The organism is Polynucleobacter sp. es-EL-1 (assembly GCF_018687975.1).
GTDB lineage: Bacteria > Pseudomonadota > Gammaproteobacteria > Burkholderiales > Burkholderiaceae > Polynucleobacter.
This window is the reverse complement of sequence record NZ_CP061310.1, coordinates 1,547,342-1,565,219: the sequence shown is the minus strand read 5'-3', so window position 1 is coordinate 1,565,219 and position 17,878 is coordinate 1,547,342. Positions and strand designations below refer to the sequence as shown.

Sequence of the window (17,878 nt, the reverse complement as noted above, 5' to 3'; positions counted from 1 at the left end):
TCTTTAGGAACATTCTTTTGAATACAGTTTCAGGTTTTGATTCATTCCTCAGTTGGCTAGCAAATGGCTATTTGGATTGGTCTTGGTGGCAAATCGTTGTTTTCACTTTAGTCATGACCCACGTTACTATTGCTGGGGTCACTATTTTCCTGCATCGTTGCCAAGCGCATCGCGCATTGGAGTTGCATCCCATCATGTCGCATTTCTTCCGTTTTTGGCTTTGGCTAACAACGGGTATGGTCACTAAAGAATGGGCAGCAATTCATCGCAAGCACCACGCTAAATGTGAAACTATTGATGATCCGCATAGCCCTCAAATCTTGGGCATCAGTACGGTGTTATCTCGCGGTGCAGAGCTGTATAAAAAAGAAGCCGCCAATCAAGAGACACTTGATAAGTTTGGTCACGGCACACCTGATGATTGGCTCGAGCACCATGTCTATTCCAGATTTTCTTGGCAAGGCGTTGCGATCATGTTGATTATCGATGTGCTGTTATTTGGCGCAATTGGTTTAACAGTATGGGCAGTGCAAATGCTGTGGATTCCGATCACAGCTGCGGGAGTGATTAATGGTATTGGGCACTTCTGGGGTTACCGTAATTACGATTGCGAAGATGCATCAACCAATATTGTTCCTTGGGGAATTTTGATTGGTGGTGAAGAGCTCCACAACAATCACCACACCTTTGCCACCAGCGCAAAGCTTTCTAGCAAATGGTATGAGTTTGATATCGGCTGGCTCTATATTCAAATGATGAGCGCAGTGGGTTTGGCAAAGGTGAAGAAGACTTCTCCTAAGCCGCAATTAAGCGATTTACGTCCTGCAGACCAGGGCACTTTAGAGGCAATCATTGCGAACCGTTATGAAATCATGGCGCGCTACAGCAAGACTTTGCGTAGTTTCTTCAGCAACGAAGTGCAGCACATGCAAGTCTTAGCTGCACATCTTAAAGATGCACGTACATGGCTTGGTAAAGACGAGTCACATTTAACTACTGAAGAAAAAGCAAAGTTGGAAGAGTTAATGGCTACTAATGCCCAACTGCGCAAGATGATTGAAATGCGCCGTGACCTACAAGCGATTTGGGGGCGTTCTAATGCGTCGGGTGATCAACTTGTTAATCAATTACGTTCATGGTGTCAGCGTGCAGAAGATAGTGGGCTATCGAGTTTGCGTGACTTCTCTTTGAGATTGCGTCGCTACGCTTAAGCGATGCCTGACTGTGATCTTGGTGAAAATCAAGACAATAAAAAACCCGCTAGATCAGCGGGTTTTTTATTTGCAGCAAATAAATATCGAATCGATAAATTACTTGAGCTTTGTTTCTTTGTAAGCAACATGCTTGCGAATGGTTGGATCAAATTTCATGATCTCCATTTTCTCAGGCTTGGTACGCTTGTTTTTTGAAGTGGTATAGAAGTGACCAGTACCAGCTGATGACTCTAATTTGATTTTTTCTCTGCCGCCTTTAGCCATTTGTGCGCTCCTTAAATTTCGCCACGTGCACGCAGATCAGACAACACAGCATCAATGCCGTTCTTGTCGATAACGCGCAAACCAGCGTTGGTTAAGCGCAAGCTAACCCAACGGTTTTCAGATTCAACCCAGAAACGACGATTTTGCAAATTCGGCAAAAAGCGACGCTTCGTTTTATTGTTTGCATGGGATACATTGTTGCCAACCATCGGCTTCTTCCCAGTGACTTGGCAAACTTTTGCCATGACATAACTCCATTAATTGCGAAAAAAGAAGATTGTATCAGTCTCAGCCTAGTTTGATCTACCCCTAATTTGCTTTAGTTTGAATGATTTGTGGGGTTTGGGGGTATAAAAGCTAGAAATCACCCAATAAGTTAGTAATTACTATCGTTTTTAGTCATTCCTCATAAGACCAGCTTCTAAAAATGAGAAAAATCCTGTGCCACTCACGATGCAATGGTCTAGGAGGGGTATATCCACCAAATGGAGGGTTTTGACGAGCATCTTGGTTAACTCTTGATCAGCTTCGCTGGGAATATGGTTGCCGCTAGGGTGGTTGTGGGCCACGATAAGGGCGCTGGCATTGCGAGCCAGGGCTTCCTTAAGGATTTCTCGGGGGTATACCGCCGTGTGGCTCAGAGACCCCCTAAAGAGTTCTTGGCACTCGATGAGCCTCATTCCCGAGTCAAGGTAGAGGCAAAGAAACACCTCATGCGGTAGGCGACCAATTTTGGCTTGTAAGTACTCTCTGGCATAGCCCGGGGAGGTGAAAACAGATTCCTCGGAAAGGGTTTCTTCAAGGCTACGTTTCACCAGTTCATAAGCCGCTTGAATTTGAGACCATTTGGAAATGCCCATGCCGTGAATGCGGGTTAATTCTTCGGGGGTGCAGGATAGGAGGCGTGGCAAATTGCCAAAGTGATGCAAAAGGTCTTGCGCTAATGAGACGGCTGACTTGCCTTTAACGCCTACGCGCAGAAAGATGGCGAGTAACTCTGCATCAGTAAGGGCGCTAGCGCCCAGGGTGCGCATTTTTTCACGGGGCTGCTCTATTTTTGGCCATTCGGTAATCGGGGAGTGCATGCTAGCGTCAGGCCTAGATACAATTACCTTATGACTAAGCTTACGGTTTTGCCCAATTCTTTCTTGACTCTCAACTATCGACTGACTTTGCCTAGCGGGGAGGATTACATCAATACTTTTATCGACCGCCCTGCGACGGTCTTGATGGGTTCTGGACAATTTGCGCCTTGTTTTGAAAAGGTGTTGATGGGATTAGGGGTGGGTGAGAAGAAAAGCGCATTGCTCGCGCCAGAGGAAAGTTTTGGCGAGCGCAAAGAGGAGTTGATTCAGTGGGTATCTTTGGGTGCACTTAAAGAAGGTCGCGATGACGATATCGAATTTAATCCTGGTGATGTGATTGAATTTAATGCCCCCGGTGGCGCGCAATATGCGGGTGTCTTGCAATCGATTAATGAAGAAGGCGCTTGGTTTGATTTCAATCACCCGCTTGCTGGCCGGCCTGTGACCTTTGAGGCTGAAATCGTGGCGATTTTGTAACTCATCATGAATCAATTTACCGCGCAAGACTCCGCAGAAATTTTGATGGCTCAGCCCCGTGGTTTTTGCGCTGGGGTGGATAGAGCAATCAATATTGTGAATGAAGCCTTGATCCGTTTTGGCGCCCCTATTTATGTGCGTCATGAAATTGTGCATAACGCTTATGTAGTTAATGAGTTGCGTGAAAAGGGTGCCGTGTTTGTAGATGAGCTTCATGAAGTGCCTAAGGGCGGCATCGTCGTATTTAGCGCTCATGGTGTATCCCAGGAGGTTCGTCAAGATGCGCAAGAGCGTGGTCTGCAGGTATATGACGCAACTTGTCCACTGGTTACCAAAGTGCATCTGGAAGTCATCAAGATGTGTAAAGAGGGTTACACGGTATTGATGATTGGTCATGCGGGGCATCCCGAGGTTGAGGGCACCATGGGTCAAGTAAAAGAAGGCGTTCATCTGATTGAGAAAGTCGCTGATGTTGCAGCTTTACCATTTACAGAGGATGAAAAAATTGCTTTTGTTACGCAAACCACGCTTTCTGTAGATGAGACTAAAGAAATTGTTGAGGCGCTGACTAAAAAGTTTCCCAAGATTGTTCAACCACGCAAGCAAGATATTTGTTACGCCACCCAAAATCGTCAAGATGCCGTTAAATTTATGGCGCCTCAAGTTGAGGTAGTGATTGTCGTGGGCAGTACGGCAAGTTCCAACTCCAATCGCTTGCGTGAATTGGCTGAAAAGTTAGGAGTTCCTGCTTACATGGTCGATGCGCCTGATCAGCTCAAGGCTGAATGGTTTGCTGGCAAGAGGCGCGTAGGACTTACCGCAGGTGCATCGGCTCCAGAGAGTTTGGCCCAATCCATTGTGGCGAAAATTCAAGAATTTGGTCCACGTAGTATTCGCAACTTAGAAGGTGTTGTTGAGGATGTTACTTTTTCCTTGCCCAAGAATTTAGTCGAGTAGCGCTTGAGTAAAAATCTTGCTGCATAAATATTTAGGGGCCTTATGGGCCCCTAAATTCTTCTAATAAGTGACTAGTTGTAGTGCTTAATGGATCTGTTTCAGTAATTCTCGCAAGATATTGCACATCTGACGAATTTCATCCTCGCTGACATTTAGCGCTGGCATGAATCGGAGAAGATTGGGTCTCGGAGAGTTAATGAGTAAACCTTCGGGATTGCGATCACGCGCAAGTTCAACGAGTTTTGTGCCGATATCGCTACTGAGCATCAGGGCGCGTAATAAGCCTTCACCACGTTCACCATCAAGATTAAATTCTGTGGAGATTGACTTGAGCTCTTGACTAAGTAGCTCACCTTTAATGCGCACAGACTCTAGAAAACCTGGCGCAAGCAGTTGTTCAACCACGCTGATACCTACGGCAGTCATGAGGGGGTTGCCATTGTAAGTACCGCCTTGATCACCAGGAACAAAGCAGGCAACTGCATCGGTAGCCAGTAGCGCTGCTAATGGCACGCCACCACCGATGCCTTTGCCCAGGGTCATGATGTCAGGCTCAATATCGTAGTTTTGATAGGCAAAGAGCTTACCTGTACGACCGCAACCCGCTTGAACTTCATCCACGATCAGCAGAACATTGTTCTCCTTAGTGAGTTTGCGCAGGCCCTGCATAAACTCTTTCGTTGTTGGAATCACGCCGCCTTCACCTTGAACGGGCTCGAGCATTACTGCAACCGTTTTATCGGTAATGAGTTTCTTGACGGATTCCAGATCATTTAAATCGGCTTTCGGAAATCCAGGAACTTGTGGGGCAAACATCGTATCCCAACCAGGTTTGCCCGAGGCGCTCATGGTCGCTAAGGTTCGACCATGAAAGCTGTGATCAAAGGTGATGATCTCAAAGGCGCCAGATTTATTTAGTTGACCCCATTTACGCGCTAACTTGATAGCACCTTCATTGGCTTCAGCCCCGCTATTGGCAAAGAATACTTTATTAAAGCAACTGTTATCGGTCAGTAAATTGGATAAACGAATCATCGGTTCGTTATAAAAAGCTGGGCTTGGGTTGATGAGCTTTTTGGCTTGTACGTTCAGAGCATCAATCATGCCCTGATTACTGTGACCTAGGCAGTTCACAGCCCAACCTTGCAAAAAATCTAAGTAGCGCTTGCCATTGTTATCCGTTAACCACGATCCCTTACCCTCAACCATTACTAATTCTGGTCGTTGGGTAATAAACATCACTGAGTGGTGATCGACGGCTTGGGCTGACTTATTCATGAGGTTTGCTTGGTGAGGTCAAATATAGTTTCTATTATCGCGCTTAGTCGCTTATTTTGGGGCAAGGTCGGCAGCGCTGGTAAAGGAGTCGGCAAAGAATTCTTCTTCAGGAAGATGACATTGTGATGAAAAGTCTTGGCGGGCTGCATTGACCATCACTGGGGCTCCACAAGCGTATACCTGGCGATCTGCCATATTGGGGTAGTCAGCCATAACTGCTTGATGGACAAAACCGGTACGTCCCTGCCATTGATCCTCTGGCAGAGCATCTGAAATCACCGGGGTGTAGGTGAAATCAGGAATATTTTTTGCCCAGGCTTGGCATAGCTCATGCATGTATAGGTCGCCTGGTCTGCGGCCACCCCAATACAGGTGAATCGGCCGATCTATTTTTTTGTGTTGCATTTGTTCCACAATCGATTTGATCGGTGCAAACCCCGTTCCTGCGGCAACAAAGATAATCGGCTTCTTTGAGTCTTCTCGTAAAAAGAAGCTACCAAGCGGTCCTTCAAAGCGCAGAATATCTTTTTCTTTGAGGGCGGGATCTTTTGCACCAAAGACAAAATCGGTGAAAAGGCCGCCTGGTAAATGTCGGATATGTAACTCTAGAGGACCTTCATGATCGGGCGCATTGGCAATAGAGTAAGCGCGACGCTGCCCATCTTTGAGCAAGAACTCTAAATATTGACCAGCTAAAAACTGAAAACGTTCTGTGGCAGGTAATTGCAATTTGAGAATAGCGACATCAACACTGGGTTTTGAAATACTGTTAACGCGGCAAGGCACTTTCCGAATGGCAATATCACCTGCACCTTGCACTTCACGCGCTTCAATTAAGAGGTCAGATTGTGGGTAAGCGCAGCAAAATAAAATCGCTCCCGCTGTTTCATCCGATTTGCTGAGAGCAGCATCACTATGTTGGCCATGCTCAACAGTTCCTTCGAGGACCTTGCCTTTGCAGGACCCGCAGGCACCATTCTTGCAGCCATAGGGGAGGGTAATGCCTTGCTGGAGGGCGGCATCTAGTAGGGTCTCATCTTGACCAACTGTAAATTGTTTGCCGCTCGTTTTGAGCGTGACTTGGTAAGACACTCTCATTCCTTTCAATTAATCGTTACGATATGCCTTATGCAATCTTTTGGTAAATCTCGAATCCTGATCATTGGCTGTGGCGATATTGGTCTGCGCGTTGCTAAGCAGCTCGCCAAAAATTACCAGGTATTTGCCTTAACTTCCCAAAAAACCCGTTTTCAGGAATTGAGATCGGTTGGCGCGACTCCAATTTTGGGGGATTTGGATAAGCCCGATAGCTTGTGGCGTTTAAGTGGCCTTGCACAAACCGTTATCCACTTAGCGCCACCCCAAAATGTAGGGCATCGTGATTGCCGAACTCGCAATCTCCTGCGAATTTTATCCCAAGGATCGGGTGTTGTCAGACGCTTCATTTATATCAGCACCACCGGCGTTTACGGCGACCATAAGGGAGAAAGGGTGATAGAGAGCACCCCAGTCAAACCCCAAAGCGAACGCGCTAAGCGACGAGTAGATGCAGAGCAAGTGCTGCGTCTATGGTCGCTGGCCCATGGTGTGGCTTTGACTATCCTCAGGGCGCCTGGCATCTATGCTCTTGATCGCTTGCCAATTGAACGCATTCAGTCTCGCACACCAGCATTGTTGGCTGCCGAGGACGCTTACTCCAACCATATCCACAGCGATGATTTAGCTAGACTGATTTGCGCTGCTGTTTACCATGGCAAGCCTCAGAGGGTGATCAATGCCAGTGATGGCGGTGAGGCAAAGATGGGGGACTATTTTGATGAAGTGGCCGATGCATTTGGCTTAGAGCGTCCACCACGATTGCCTGCGGCAGAGCTGGAGAAAATAGTATCTCCAATGCTTTGGTCTTTTATGAGAGAGTCTCGACGCGTTAGTAACGGGCGACTCAAAGAACTAAAAACACCATTACGTTACCCTAGCGTAGCGGCGTTTTTAAAAACTATTTCCAAGAATCCTTAAGTCCAACCGTACGGTTAAATACGGGAGCGCCTGGTTTTGAGTCCACTTGATCTGCCACAAAATATCCATGACGCTCAAACTGAAAACGCTCTTCTGCTTTGGCCTCTTTCATGCAGGGCTCTAAATAGGCGGTAATGGTTTGTTTAGAGTTTGGATTAATAGCATCTAAAAAATTCTTATCGCCACTATCGGGATGTGGATCGCTAAAGAGGTGGTCATATAGGCGAACTTGCGCTGGCACTGCTTCTGCAGCGCTTACCCAATGAATATTGCCTTTGACTTTGTAATTATTTGATCCAGGAGTCCCACTTTTGCTGTCAGGGAAGTGGGTAGCATTCACTTGGGTGACATTGCCATCAGCGTCCTTCTCAAAGCCAGTGCACTCAATAACAAAACCATGACGCAAGCGCACGCGGCCACCAGGCTGATCACCAATCGGTGGGTAAAGTCTGAAGAAGCCTTTGATCGGCTCTTTCATAAAGTCATCTTCTTCGATCCACAATTCTTTTGTGAAATGAAACTCACGATTACCCCATTCAGGATGCTGAGGATGGCGAGGTGCTGAGCAAGGTTCGCTGGCAGATGAGTCAACATTTTCAATCACTAGCTTGAGTGGCTTGAGAACGGCGGTAGCTCGAGGTGCTTTAGCTTCCAGATCATCGCGTAAGGATTGATCTAGGGTGCTCATATCAATCCAGCTATCCGCCTTGGAGACGCCAATACGTTCGCAGAACAAACGAATGCTTTCAGGCGTGTAGCCCCTTCGACGGATGCCCACAATGGTTGGCATGCGTGGATCATCCCAGCCATCCACATGCTTTTCTTCTACTAATTGCAAAAGCTTGCGCTTACTGGTGATGGTGTAGGTCAAATTGAGACGAGCGAACTCATATTGATGGGGAACGGGACTCTTAAAAACCCCCAACTGGGCTAATGAGTCGACGATCCAGTCATACAAGGGGCGGTTGTTTTCAAATTCGAGCGTACAAATTGAATGTGAAACGTTTTCCAGTGCATCGGATATGCAGTGGGTGAAATCATATAAAGGGTAGATACACCATTTGCTACCCGTGCGGTGATGATCGGTATGGCGAATACGATAGACCACGGGGTCGCGCATCACAATATTGGGATGCGCCATATCGATCTTGAGACGCAGAACATGCTCTCCATCTTGATATTTGCCGTCGCGCATCTCCCGAAATAAGCGCAGATTTTCAGTGGGAGTGCGGTCACGATAAGGACTGTTTTTCCCTGCCTGACCGAAGTTGCCACGGTTTGTATGGATGTCATCCGCACTTTGACTATCAACATACGCCTTACCATTCTCAATCAGGAGTTCAGCAAATGCATACAGTTGATCAAAGTAATCACTGGCGTGATAGAGATGTGTGCCCCAATCAAATCCAAGCCACTTCACCGAATCCAAAATGCTATCAGCGTATTCCACATCCTCTTTAGCGGGATTAGTGTCATCTAGGCGCATATTGCAGCGCGCACCACCTGCTTGAGTGTTGTAGTCATTTGCTAGGCCAAAGTTAAGGCAGATACTTTTAGCATGACCGATATGTAGATAGCCATTCGGCTCTGGTGGAAAACGGGTAATGATCGAAGGAATGGCTTGCCCATCTCTATTGCTGCGATTTTGATATGCACCACTAGCCAGGTCATGATCAATGATCTGGCGTAAAAAATTAGAGGGTTCGGCAACTGTGCCGCCAGCAGTTTTAGAGGGTTTGCTATCTTGAGACATGGGGTCATTGTAGAGAAAACTTCACCCTGAAATGAAAAAAGCCCGCAATCACTTGCGGGCCTGTTTCAAGCTTGTATCTGATTACTCTTCTACGAAGGCTTCTTCTCGGGTTTTCTTTACCGCTGGTAAGGCTACGATCACAACCAGTAAGGCAGCCGCAATCAGAAGACCCAGTGATAGTGGGCGCGTAAAGAAGGTTGAAAAGTCTCCGCGTGAGAGCAGTAAGGCTCTGCGGAAATTCTCTTCCATCATCGGACCTAGGACAAAGCCCAAGAGTAGCGGAGCTGGTTCACAGCCGAGTTTGAAAAAGAGATAACCAATCAAGCCAAATCCGGCTGTGACATAGACGTCAAATACAGAATTGTTTACGGTATAGACACCGATGCAACAGAACACCAAAATAGCTGGATACATTAATCGGTATGGAATCTTCAAGAGTTTTACCCAAATACCAATCAAAGGTAAATTCAAGAGGATCAGCATCACGTTACCAATCCACATGGATGCAATCAAACCCCAAAACAAGGTTGGATTGCTAGTCATCACTTGTGGGCCAGGCTGGATGTTGTGAATGGTCATCGCACCCACCATTAAGGCCATCACGGCATTTGGCGGAATACCTAAGGTGAGCAATGGAATAAAAGAAGTTTGGGCTGCCGCATTGTTTGCTGCCTCTGGTCCAGCAACACCTTCAATTGCGCCTTTACCAAACTCAGCAGTGTATTTAGAGGATTTTTTCTCGACTGAGTAGGCTCCAAAGGCTGCTAAAGCTGCTCCACCGCCAGGCAAGATTCCCAAAATAGAACCAATTGTTGTCCCGCGCAAGATGGAAGGCACCATGCGCTTTAAATCATTTTTGGTGGGAATCATGGACGTGACTTTGTTGAGGAAGCTCTCTTCATCATCTTTTTTCTCAAGATTGCCCATGATTTCGGCAAACCCAAAAACACCCATAGCCACACTCACAAAGCCAATTCCGTCACTAAGTTGTGGAATATCAAAGGAGTAGCGGGCAACACCAGAGTTCACGTCAGTACCAATTAAGCCCATGAGCAGACCTAAGATGATCATGCCAATCGCTTTAATCAGGGAGCCTGAAGCCAAAACCACGGCACCAATTAACCCTAAAACCATTAGGGAGAAGTATTCAGCGGGGCCGAATTTGAAAGCCAACTCAGTAAGTGGTGCGGCAAAACCAGCTAGAACTAGCGTGGCTACGCAACCAGCAAAGAATGAGCCCATACCGGCAGTAAAGAGTGCTACACCTCCGCGTCCATTTTTGGCCATTTGATAGCCATCAATTGCAGTCACCACCGAGGACGTCTCTCCCGGAATATTGAGCAAAATGGCGGTGGTTGAGCCACCATATTGTGAGCCGTAGTAAATACCAGCCAACATAATAAGAGCGGCAATTGGAGGCAGGGCGTAGGTGGCTGGTAACAGCATCGCAATGGTAGCGACTGGTCCTAGGCCGGGGAGTACTCCAATCAGCGTACCCAATAGGCAGCCGATGAAGCAATACATGAGGTTTTGAAGCGTAAACGCTGTGTCAAATCCGAGAGCGAGATTGTTAAATAATTCCATTTTTCTAGATCCCGGTGATTATTCGAAAAAGAACGGTAAAACTGGAAAAGTGAGCTTCAAGCCCACAATGAAAACCATATAGGTAAAGAACATCAATGCAATGGCATTGAGGATCGCAGCTTTCCAGCTAAATTCTTTACTCGCAGTTGAAGCCGTCAGTACGAGAACAAAAATAGCTACTAAGACGCCCATAGTGGGCAGCAAAATACCAAAAAGGCAAATAGACCCAGTAATAATGCCAATGACTTTCCAGTTGAATTTGGGGATTTGATCAATGCCGGCACTAGCTCTGAGAGAATTCACAAGAACCAATAAACCCAACAAAAACATCAGAATGCCTAGGGCGAATGGAAAATATCCAGGTCCCATCTTGGCAGCAGTGCCCATTGAATAGGTCGTAGCAATACCTGCAAAAAATAAGCCGATCACCATATACATGATGCCGGCGCCAAAATCTCGTTGATTACGAATTTTCAAGTTGAGCTCCTCAAATATCGACTTATATGCCGATCTATTTATTGATGTAGGCGATTGTAAGGCACGAAAGGGAAGGTTTGCTAAGGGTTTGCCCCCGGCTGGTGCCAATGCGATAATTATTCCCATGAAAGTTTCCCAAATTCGCCAGGCATACCTGGACTATTTCGCCCAAAAAGGCCACCAAATTGTTCCTTCCAGCCCTGTAGTGCCGGGAGATGACCCGACACTGCTATTTACGAACGCAGGGATGAACCAGTTCAAAGATGTCTTTCTGGGTTTTGATAAGCGTCCTTATCACCGCGCAACTACAGCGCAAAAATGTATTCGGGCTGGTGGTAAGCACAATGATTTGGACAATGTTGGCTATACAGCTCGTCACCACACCTTTTTTGAGATGCTGGGAAATTTCTCATTTGGGGGCTATTTCAAGCAAGACGCCATTCGCTTTGCCTGGGAATTGCTTACCGAAGTCTTTAAGCTCCCAAAAGAAAAGTTACTCGTCACGGTCTACGCCGAAGATGATGAGGCTTACGAGATTTGGAATAAACAAATTGGTGTGCCCATCGATCGCATTATTCGCATTGGCGATAACAAGGGCGCACGGTATGCCTCTGACAATTTTTGGATGATGGGCGATACCGGCCCTTGCGGACCGTGCACTGAGATTTTTTACGATCATGGCCCACATATTCCTGGCGGCCCTCCCGGTAGTCCAGAAGAGGATGGCGATCGTTACATCGAGATTTGGAATAACGTGTTCATGCAATTTAACCGTGATGAAGCGGGCAACATGCATCCTCTGCCTAAGCCTAGTGTTGATACGGGTATGGGCTTAGAGCGTATCGCTGCAGTCTTACAGCACGTTCACTCCAATTACGAGATTGATCTTTTTGTTAATTTACTGAAAGCCGCCAAAGAAGCAGTGGACGCTGCTGGTGGTGATAATTGCGATTTGGCTAGCCCATCTTTAAAGGTGATTGCTGACCATATTCGCGCCTGTAGTTTTATTGTGGTTGATGGCGTAATCCCCGGTAATGCTGGGCGCGGTTATGTACTGCGCCGTATTGCCCGACGTGCGATACGTCATGGCTACAAATTGGGTGCACGCAAACCCTTCTTCTATCAGCTTGTGCCTGCCCTTGTTCGGGAAATGGGTGAGGCCTATCCTGAATTACGTGCTGCTCAAGACAAGGTGGCTGAAGTCATCAAGCAAGAAGAAGAGCGTTTCTTTCAGACTATTGCTAATGGTATGGAAATTTTGGAGGGAGCGCTTGTTGGCGGGTCGAAGACGGTCGATGGTGAAACCGCTTTCCGTTTGCACGACACCTTTGGTTTCCCGTTGGATCTGACAGCTGATGTCTGCCGTGAACGCAATGTCACAGTGGATGCAGCAGGCTTTGAATTGGCAATGCAAAAGCAGCGCGATCAAGCCAGGGCTGCTGGTAAGTTTAAGGTTGCGCAAGGACTTGAGTACTCCGGTAAGCCAACCCAGTTTCATGGCTATGACACCCTCAAGCATGAGGGTGCTAAAGTCACTGCGCTCTATGTTGATGGCTCTGCAGTTCAGGCCGTTAAGGCTGGTGATGCTGCGGTAATTGTTTTGGATAACACGCCGTTTTATGCTGAGTCTGGCGGCCAAGTGGGCGATCAAGGCGAGTTACGTAATGAATCAGTGCGCTTTGCTGTTGAAGATACTTTTAAGATTCAGGCCGATGTATTTGGACATCAGGGTGAGGTCCTTGAGGGCGAGCTCAAAGTGGGTGATGCACTCAATGCCTTGGTGGACGTGCAGCAAAGAACTGAAACTATGCGCAACCATAGTGCAACACACATCTTGCATAAAGCATTGCGTGAAGTCCTAGGTGACCACGTGCAGCAAAAAGGCTCCTTAGTAGATGCCAGCAAAACCCGTTTTGACTTTACCCACAATGCACCAATGACAGCAGAGCAAATTCGTCGCATTGAAGATATTGTCAATGCCGAGATCTTGGCCAATACCGCTACTTCCGGAAAAGTCATGTCTTTAGATGATGCGCAAAAGACTGGCGCCATGATGCTCTTTGGTGAGAAGTATGGTGATGAAGTCCGTGTTCTCGAAATTGGGACATCTAAGGAGTTATGCGGTGGTACGCACGTAGCGCGCACTGGCGATATCGGCAGCTTGAAGATTGTTTCTGAGGGCGGTGTTGCAGCGGGTATTCGTCGGGTGGAAGCAGTGACCGGCAAAAATGCCCTCAATTTCTTGCAAGGCTTAGAAGACAAAATCAATGAGGCAGCTACGATTCTCAAAACCCATCCAGGTGATTTAGTTAACCGTGTTGCTCAATTGCAAGAAAGTTTGCGCCAAGCTGAGCGTGAGTTAGATAAGGTCAATTCCAAGTTGGCGGCAAGTCAAGGTGACGAGCTGGCAACCCAAGCAATTGATGTCAATGGTATGAAAGTTTTGGCAGCGCGTTTAGATGGAGCAGATGCCCAGGTCTTACGTGAAACCATGGATGCGCTCAAAGCTAAGCTCAAAACCGCTGCGATTGTGCTGGCTTCAGTGCAAGGCGATAAAGTTAGCTTGATTGCGGGCGTTACTGCAGACTCTATTGCTAAGGTCAAGGCTGGTGATCTCGTCAACTTTGTTGCAGAGCAGGTTGGCGGTAAAGGGGGTGGCAAGCCAGAGATGGCGATGGCTGGTGGTACCGACCCAAGTAAGTTAGGTGCAGCCTTAGCTGGCGTTAAAGATTGGGTGGCTTCTAAATGAGTGATGCCATCCCATTTGATCTCGAGGTTGATGCTATTGGTATGAATTGCCCCTTGCCGATTTTGCGCACCAAGAAAGCATTAGCTACTATGCAATCAGGTGAAGTGCTGAAGGTCAAGGCAACCGATTCTGGCGCTGCACATGATTTTCCGGTGTTTGCAAAACAGACAGGCAATGAGCTTATCTCGACCGCTACTGAAGGTGATGTCTTGGTTTTCTTCCTAAAGAGAAGATAAAGCTTAAGTTAAAGAGCGACTCTGAAGATAGGCGGCAAACTCCGTCTTTACTTCTGGGTGACGTAAGGCAAACTCTACGGATGCTTTGAGATAGCCAAGCTTGCTACCGCAGTCATAACGTACGCCATCGTACTCGTAGGCAAAAACAGGCTCCTCTTTGAGGAGGGAGGCGATGGCATCGGTGAGTTGAATTTCTCCGCCGGCACCAGGCTTGAGATTGCGAATGTGTTTAAAGATGTCTGAGGACAATACATATCTACCAACCACCGCCATATTGGATGGTGCATCTTTTGGCTGAGGCTTTTCTACGATGCCATTGAGGCGATAGATGCCTTTAGCAACTTCCGTACCATCCACTATGCCGTAAGAGCTACTTTTTGCAGGGTCAATTTTTTCTACTGCTAGTACTGAACCATTTTGCTCGTCAAATACTTTGAGCATTTGCTTGAGAACCGGGGGCTGACCATCCAGCAAGTCATCAGCTAAGATGATGGCAAAGGGTTCATCACGAACCAATTTCTCTGCACAGAGCACTGCATGACCTAATCCCAAGGCTTCTGGTTGACGCACATATACGCAGTCAACATGGCTCGGTTTTACGCTACGCACGATTTCCAGTAAAGCTTGTTTATTTTTCGCCTCGAGTTCAGCCTCTAACTCATACGCTTTATCAAAGTGATCTTCAATGGCGCGCTTGCTGCGACCGGTGACAAAAATCATTTCAGTAATGCCAGCGGCGATAGCCTCCTCAACTGCATATTGAATGAGTGGCTTATCAACAACGTTCAGCATTTCTTTCGGACTCGCCTTGGTTGCTGGCAAGAAACGAGTGCCCAAGCCCGCAACAGGAAAAACAGCTTTAGTGACGGCTTTAGTGCTTAATGGCATAAAAAATCCTGATTAGTGATTAGCTGCTTATTTCAAACGCTCTAATTGTGCAACAAGCTTCTCATGATTTTGCTCAAATCCTGCAAGGCGTTGTTTTTCTTGAGCTACAACCTCTTCTGGAGCCCGTACTACGAAGCTTTCATTACCTAGTTTGCTGCGTGCTTTAGTAATTTCAATGCTTAGGCGTTCAATTTCTTTACCTAGACGAATTCTCTCGGCAGCAACGTCAACTTCTATCTTGAGCAATAACTTCATATTGCCAACAAGCGCCATTGGGGCGCCAGGAGCATCTTTTTCTAAGGCAGACTCATCGTCATAAATTTTGACTTCAGATAGTTTTGCTAGGGCAGTGAGGTATGGGCTGGCTTTCTTTAAGAAGTCTTGCGGTCCACTAATCCATAAAGGCACTTTGAGTGCGGGTGATACCTGCATCTCGCCACGCAAGTTACGGCAAGCATCTACGATTGCTTTGATTTGGGTAACCCAAGCTTCACTCTTCTCATCAATCTTATCGAGTTGAGCGATAGGGTAGGGTTGTAAGGCAATCGTTTGCTTATCTTGTTTTGCTAACTCTTTACCAACCTTAGGACCAACAGTCTGCCAAAGGGTTTCAGTAATAAATGGAATGAGTGGGTGAGCCATGCGCAAAATGGTTTCTAGCACTCGCAAGAGCGTTCTCCGAGTAGCACGCTGCTGGGCAGGTGTGCCTGTCTGCAATTGCACTTTGGCTAACTCTAAGTACCAATCGCAATATTCATCCCATACAAACTGATAAATGCTGCTGGCGATATTGTCAAAACGATAGTTCTCAAATCCCTTGGCAACATCAGCCTCTGTTCTTTGTAACAGAGAAACAATCCACCTATCAGCAGGAGAAAAATCAAGGTAGCCGTCGGGACCGCACTGATTATCACAAGGAGCAAAGCCATTGTCCTGATCATTCCCTGGACAATTCATGAGTACAAAGCGTGTGGCATTCCACAGCTTGTTGCAAAAATTGCGATAACCCTCGCAGCGTTTCTGATCAAAGTTAATGTTGCGACCCAGGGATGCAAGTGAAGCAAAGGTAAAGCGCAGGGCATCTGTACCAAACGCGGGGATACCTTCAGGAAACTCTTTTTTGGTTTTCTTGGAAATGCTTTCAGCTTGCTTGGGATTCATTAACCCCGTAGTGCGCTTATTCACCAACTCTTCAATTTGGATACCATCAATGAGGTCGATTGGATCCAAAGTATTACCTTTGGACTTGCTCATTTTCTGACCTTCAGCATCACGCACGAGGCCATGCACATAGACAGTATTAAAAGGGACCTTACCAGTGAAGTGACAAGTCATCATCACCATGCGGGCAACCCAGAAAAAGATAATGTCAAAGCCAGTGACTAAAACAGAGGATGGCAAGAAATGTTTGAGTGCAGGCGTTTCTTCTGGCCAACCGAGTGAGCTAAAAGGCACGAGTGCGGAGCTAAACCAAGTATCGAGTACATCTGGATCGCGATTGAGTTGACCTTGGTAACCGGCAGCAGCAGCTTTAGTCTTGGCTTCCTCTTCAGAGCGCGCTACAAAGATCTGACCATCATCGCCATACCAGGCGGGGATTTGATGGCCCCACCAAAGTTGGCGAGAGATGCACCAATCTTGAATGTTTTCTAGCCACTGGGTGTAAGTGGTAATCCAGTTTTCTGGAACCAATTTAATGTCACCCTTAGTAACCGCATCTAATGCCGCGCCGGCAATAGATGAGCCTGGCTGATATTTATTGTCTGGGCTCGGTTTGGACATAGCCACAAACCACTGATCGGTGAGCATCGGCTCAATAATGGTTTGTGTACGATCGCCGCGGGGCACCATCAGTTTATGAGGCTGCACTTTTTCGAGTAAGCCTGCAGCATCTAAATCAGCTACCACTTGCTTGCGCGCTGCAAAGCGTTCTAAACCTTGATACGCAGCCGGGGCATTTTCATTAATCTTGGCGTCTAGCGTGAGAATATTAATGAGCGGTAGTTGATGACGTTGACCCACGGCATAGTCATTAAAGTCATGTGCTGGTGTCACTTTGACAACGCCGGTACCAAAGGCGAGATCCACATAATCATCAGCAATGATCGGAATCTGTCGATTGCACAGTGGTAAGTTCACTGTTTTACCAATGAGATGCTTGTAACGCTCGTCTTCTGGATTGACCATGACGGCGACGTCACCCAACAGAGTCTCTGGGCGAGTAGTAGCAACGGTCAGGTGTCCAGAGCCATCTGCTAGTGGATAGCGGATGTGCCACATGGAGCCATCTTCTTCTTCACTCACTACTTCTAGATCGGAGACTGCAGTTCCCAGAACTGGATCCCAGTTCACTAAACGTTTTCCGCGGTAAATGAGTCCTTGCTCATGCAAACGAACAAATACTTCTACTACTGCCTTGGACATCTTGCTGTCCATGGTGAAATATTCTTTACCCCAATCGATCGAAGCGCCTAAGCGACGAATCTGCCGAGTAATGGTATTGCCAGAAGTTTCTTTCCACTCCCAGACCTTTTCGAGGAACTTCTCGCGCCCCAAGTCATGGCGTGATACTTTTTGGGCATCGAGTTGACGCTCAACAACGATTTGCGTAGCAATACCGGCATGATCTGTGCCGGGTACCCATAATGTATTTTTACCCAGCATGCGCGCATGACGTACCAAGCCATCCATGATTGTTTGGTTAAAGGCATGCCCCATATGCAAGGTACCTGTCACATTCGGTGGGGGTAACTGAATTGAGAAGTCTCCCTTGCCCTCATCTAGAGTGGCGTCGGCAATTCCTCGGCGTTCCCATTCCGGACCCCAATAGGCTTCTATCGGCGCAGGTTCATAGGATTTGGCGAGATCATCGGCTGAGCTGGCCATTGGAGGGTTTGATG

The 17,878-nt window shown here is 47.2% G+C and carries 16 protein-coding genes; 6 read left to right on the top strand and 10 right to left on the bottom strand.

Going from position 1 to position 17,878, the window contains the following annotated elements; translation table 11 throughout:
• The first annotated feature begins 17 nt into the window (after positions 1–17).
• Positions 18–1,211: an acyl-CoA desaturase gene (locus FD974_RS08035; protein WP_215364134.1), complete on the top strand. Its 1,194-nt coding sequence runs from the start codon at positions 18–20 to the stop codon at positions 1,209–1,211.
• 99 nt (positions 1,212–1,310) lie between these two features.
• Here FD974_RS08035 and rpmG read toward each other — a convergent pair whose 3' ends face one another.
• The 3 genes from rpmG to radC all read right to left on the bottom strand — a co-directional run bounded on the left by rpmG (position 1,311) and on the right by radC (position 2,563).
• A complete protein-coding gene (gene rpmG, locus FD974_RS08030; protein ID WP_015421876.1) occupies positions 1,311–1,478 on the bottom strand; it encodes a 50S ribosomal protein L33 in 168 nt (55 codons plus the stop codon).
• An 11-nt stretch (positions 1,479–1,489) separates the two neighbouring features.
• A complete protein-coding gene (gene rpmB, locus FD974_RS08025) occupies positions 1,490–1,723 on the bottom strand; it encodes a 50S ribosomal protein L28 (RefSeq protein ID WP_076023792.1) in 234 nt (77 codons plus the stop codon).
• Between the two features lie 150 nt (positions 1,724–1,873).
• Positions 1,874–2,563: a DNA repair protein RadC gene (gene radC / locus FD974_RS08020; protein ID WP_215364133.1), complete on the bottom strand. Its 690-nt coding sequence runs from the start codon at positions 2,561–2,563 to the stop codon at positions 1,874–1,876.
• Positions 2,564–2,593: 30 nt separating this feature from the next.
• Between radC and FD974_RS08015 the strand changes: the two genes are divergently transcribed.
• Positions 2,594–3,040 (top strand): peptidylprolyl isomerase, encoded by a 447-nt coding sequence (locus tag FD974_RS08015; RefSeq protein WP_215364132.1) that lies wholly within the window; start codon positions 2,594–2,596, stop codon positions 3,038–3,040.
• A 6-nt stretch (positions 3,041–3,046) separates the two neighbouring features.
• Positions 3,047–3,997 (top strand): 4-hydroxy-3-methylbut-2-enyl diphosphate reductase, encoded by a 951-nt coding sequence (gene ispH, locus FD974_RS08010; RefSeq protein WP_215364131.1) that lies wholly within the window; start codon positions 3,047–3,049, stop codon positions 3,995–3,997.
• 84 nt (positions 3,998–4,081) lie between these two features.
• Here ispH and FD974_RS08005 read toward each other — a convergent pair whose 3' ends face one another.
• Together FD974_RS08005 and FD974_RS08000 are read right to left on the bottom strand one after the other, a co-directional pair.
• Positions 4,082–5,275: an acetylornithine transaminase gene (locus FD974_RS08005; RefSeq protein ID WP_215364129.1), complete on the bottom strand. Its 1,194-nt coding sequence runs from the start codon at positions 5,273–5,275 to the stop codon at positions 4,082–4,084.
• A gap of 51 nt (positions 5,276–5,326) precedes the next feature.
• Complete coding sequence (locus FD974_RS08000) at positions 5,327–6,367, bottom strand: CDP-6-deoxy-delta-3,4-glucoseen reductase (RefSeq protein ID WP_215364128.1); 1,041 nt, start codon at positions 6,365–6,367, stop codon at positions 5,327–5,329.
• A gap of 36 nt (positions 6,368–6,403) precedes the next feature.
• Here FD974_RS08000 and FD974_RS07995 point away from each other — a divergent pair, with 36 nt between their 5' ends.
• Complete coding sequence (locus FD974_RS07995; protein ID WP_215364127.1) at positions 6,404–7,291, top strand: SDR family oxidoreductase; 888 nt, start codon at positions 6,404–6,406, stop codon at positions 7,289–7,291.
• On the opposite strand, the gene FD974_RS07990 is transcribed toward FD974_RS07995, so the two are convergent.
• The 3 genes from FD974_RS07990 to FD974_RS07980 form a co-directional block, all read right to left on the bottom strand.
• Positions 7,272–9,044: a glutamine--tRNA ligase/YqeY domain fusion protein gene (locus FD974_RS07990; RefSeq protein WP_215364126.1), complete on the bottom strand. Its 1,773-nt coding sequence runs from the start codon at positions 9,042–9,044 to the stop codon at positions 7,272–7,274. The genes FD974_RS07995 and FD974_RS07990 overlap by 20 nt on opposite strands.
• Positions 9,045–9,125: 81 nt before the next feature.
• On the bottom strand, positions 9,126–10,628 hold the full coding sequence (locus FD974_RS07985) for a tripartite tricarboxylate transporter permease (RefSeq protein ID WP_215364125.1): 1,503 nt from the start codon (positions 10,626–10,628) through the stop codon (positions 9,126–9,128).
• Between the two features lie 18 nt (positions 10,629–10,646).
• Positions 10,647–11,105, bottom strand: a complete 459-nt coding sequence (locus FD974_RS07980) for a tripartite tricarboxylate transporter TctB family protein (RefSeq protein ID WP_215364124.1) — start codon at positions 11,103–11,105, stop codon at positions 10,647–10,649.
• Between the two features lie 124 nt (positions 11,106–11,229).
• Here FD974_RS07980 and alaS point away from each other — a divergent pair, with 124 nt between their 5' ends.
• On the top strand, positions 11,230–13,854 hold the full coding sequence (gene alaS, locus FD974_RS07975; RefSeq protein ID WP_215364122.1) for an alanine--tRNA ligase: 2,625 nt from the start codon (positions 11,230–11,232) through the stop codon (positions 13,852–13,854).
• An 8-nt stretch (positions 13,855–13,862) separates the two neighbouring features.
• The gene (locus FD974_RS07970) at positions 13,863–14,090 is read left to right on the top strand and encodes a sulfurtransferase TusA family protein (protein ID WP_215366802.1); all 228 of its coding nucleotides are present in this window, start codon (positions 13,863–13,865) and stop codon (positions 14,088–14,090) included.
• A 3-nt stretch (positions 14,091–14,093) separates the two neighbouring features.
• Here the strand turns inward: FD974_RS07970 and galU are convergent, their stop codons facing one another.
• Positions 14,094–14,978: a UTP--glucose-1-phosphate uridylyltransferase GalU gene (gene galU / locus FD974_RS07965; RefSeq protein WP_215364120.1), complete on the bottom strand. Its 885-nt coding sequence runs from the start codon at positions 14,976–14,978 to the stop codon at positions 14,094–14,096.
• A gap of 27 nt (positions 14,979–15,005) precedes the next feature.
• Positions 15,006–17,864, bottom strand: coding sequence for a valine--tRNA ligase (locus FD974_RS07960; RefSeq protein WP_215366799.1), 2,859 nt, complete (start codon positions 17,862–17,864; stop codon positions 15,006–15,008).
• Between the last annotated feature and the right edge of the window lie 14 nt (positions 17,865–17,878).

Excerpts from the sequence above, each read along its gene's own strand:
- FD974_RS07995 (WP_215364127.1), top strand. The coding sequence starts at position 6,404 with ATGCAATCTTTTGGTAAATCTCGAATCCTGATCATTGGCTGTGGCGAT.
- ispH (WP_215364131.1), top strand. The coding sequence starts at position 3,047 with ATGAATCAATTTACCGCGCAAGACTCCGCAGAAATTTTGATGGCTCAG.
- rpmG (WP_015421876.1), bottom strand. The coding sequence starts at position 1,478 with ATGGCTAAAGGCGGCAGAGAAAAAATCAAATTAGAGTCATCAGCTGGT.
- galU (WP_215364120.1), bottom strand. The coding sequence starts at position 14,978 with ATGCCATTAAGCACTAAAGCCGTCACTAAAGCTGTTTTTCCTGTTGCG.
- FD974_RS07985 (WP_215364125.1), bottom strand. The coding sequence starts at position 10,628 with ATGGAATTATTTAACAATCTCGCTCTCGGATTTGACACAGCGTTTACG.
- radC (WP_215364133.1), bottom strand. The coding sequence starts at position 2,563 with ATGCACTCCCCGATTACCGAATGGCCAAAAATAGAGCAGCCCCGTGAA.
- alaS (WP_215364122.1), top strand. The coding sequence starts at position 11,230 with ATGAAAGTTTCCCAAATTCGCCAGGCATACCTGGACTATTTCGCCCAA.
- FD974_RS08015 (WP_215364132.1), top strand. The coding sequence starts at position 2,594 with ATGACTAAGCTTACGGTTTTGCCCAATTCTTTCTTGACTCTCAACTAT.
- FD974_RS07990 (WP_215364126.1), bottom strand. The coding sequence starts at position 9,044 with ATGTCTCAAGATAGCAAACCCTCTAAAACTGCTGGCGGCACAGTTGCC.
- FD974_RS08005 (WP_215364129.1), bottom strand. The coding sequence starts at position 5,275 with ATGAATAAGTCAGCCCAAGCCGTCGATCACCACTCAGTGATGTTTATT.
- rpmB (WP_076023792.1), bottom strand. The coding sequence starts at position 1,723 with ATGGCAAAAGTTTGCCAAGTCACTGGGAAGAAGCCGATGGTTGGCAAC.
- FD974_RS07960 (WP_215366799.1), bottom strand. The coding sequence starts at position 17,864 with ATGGCCAGCTCAGCCGATGATCTCGCCAAATCCTATGAACCTGCGCCG.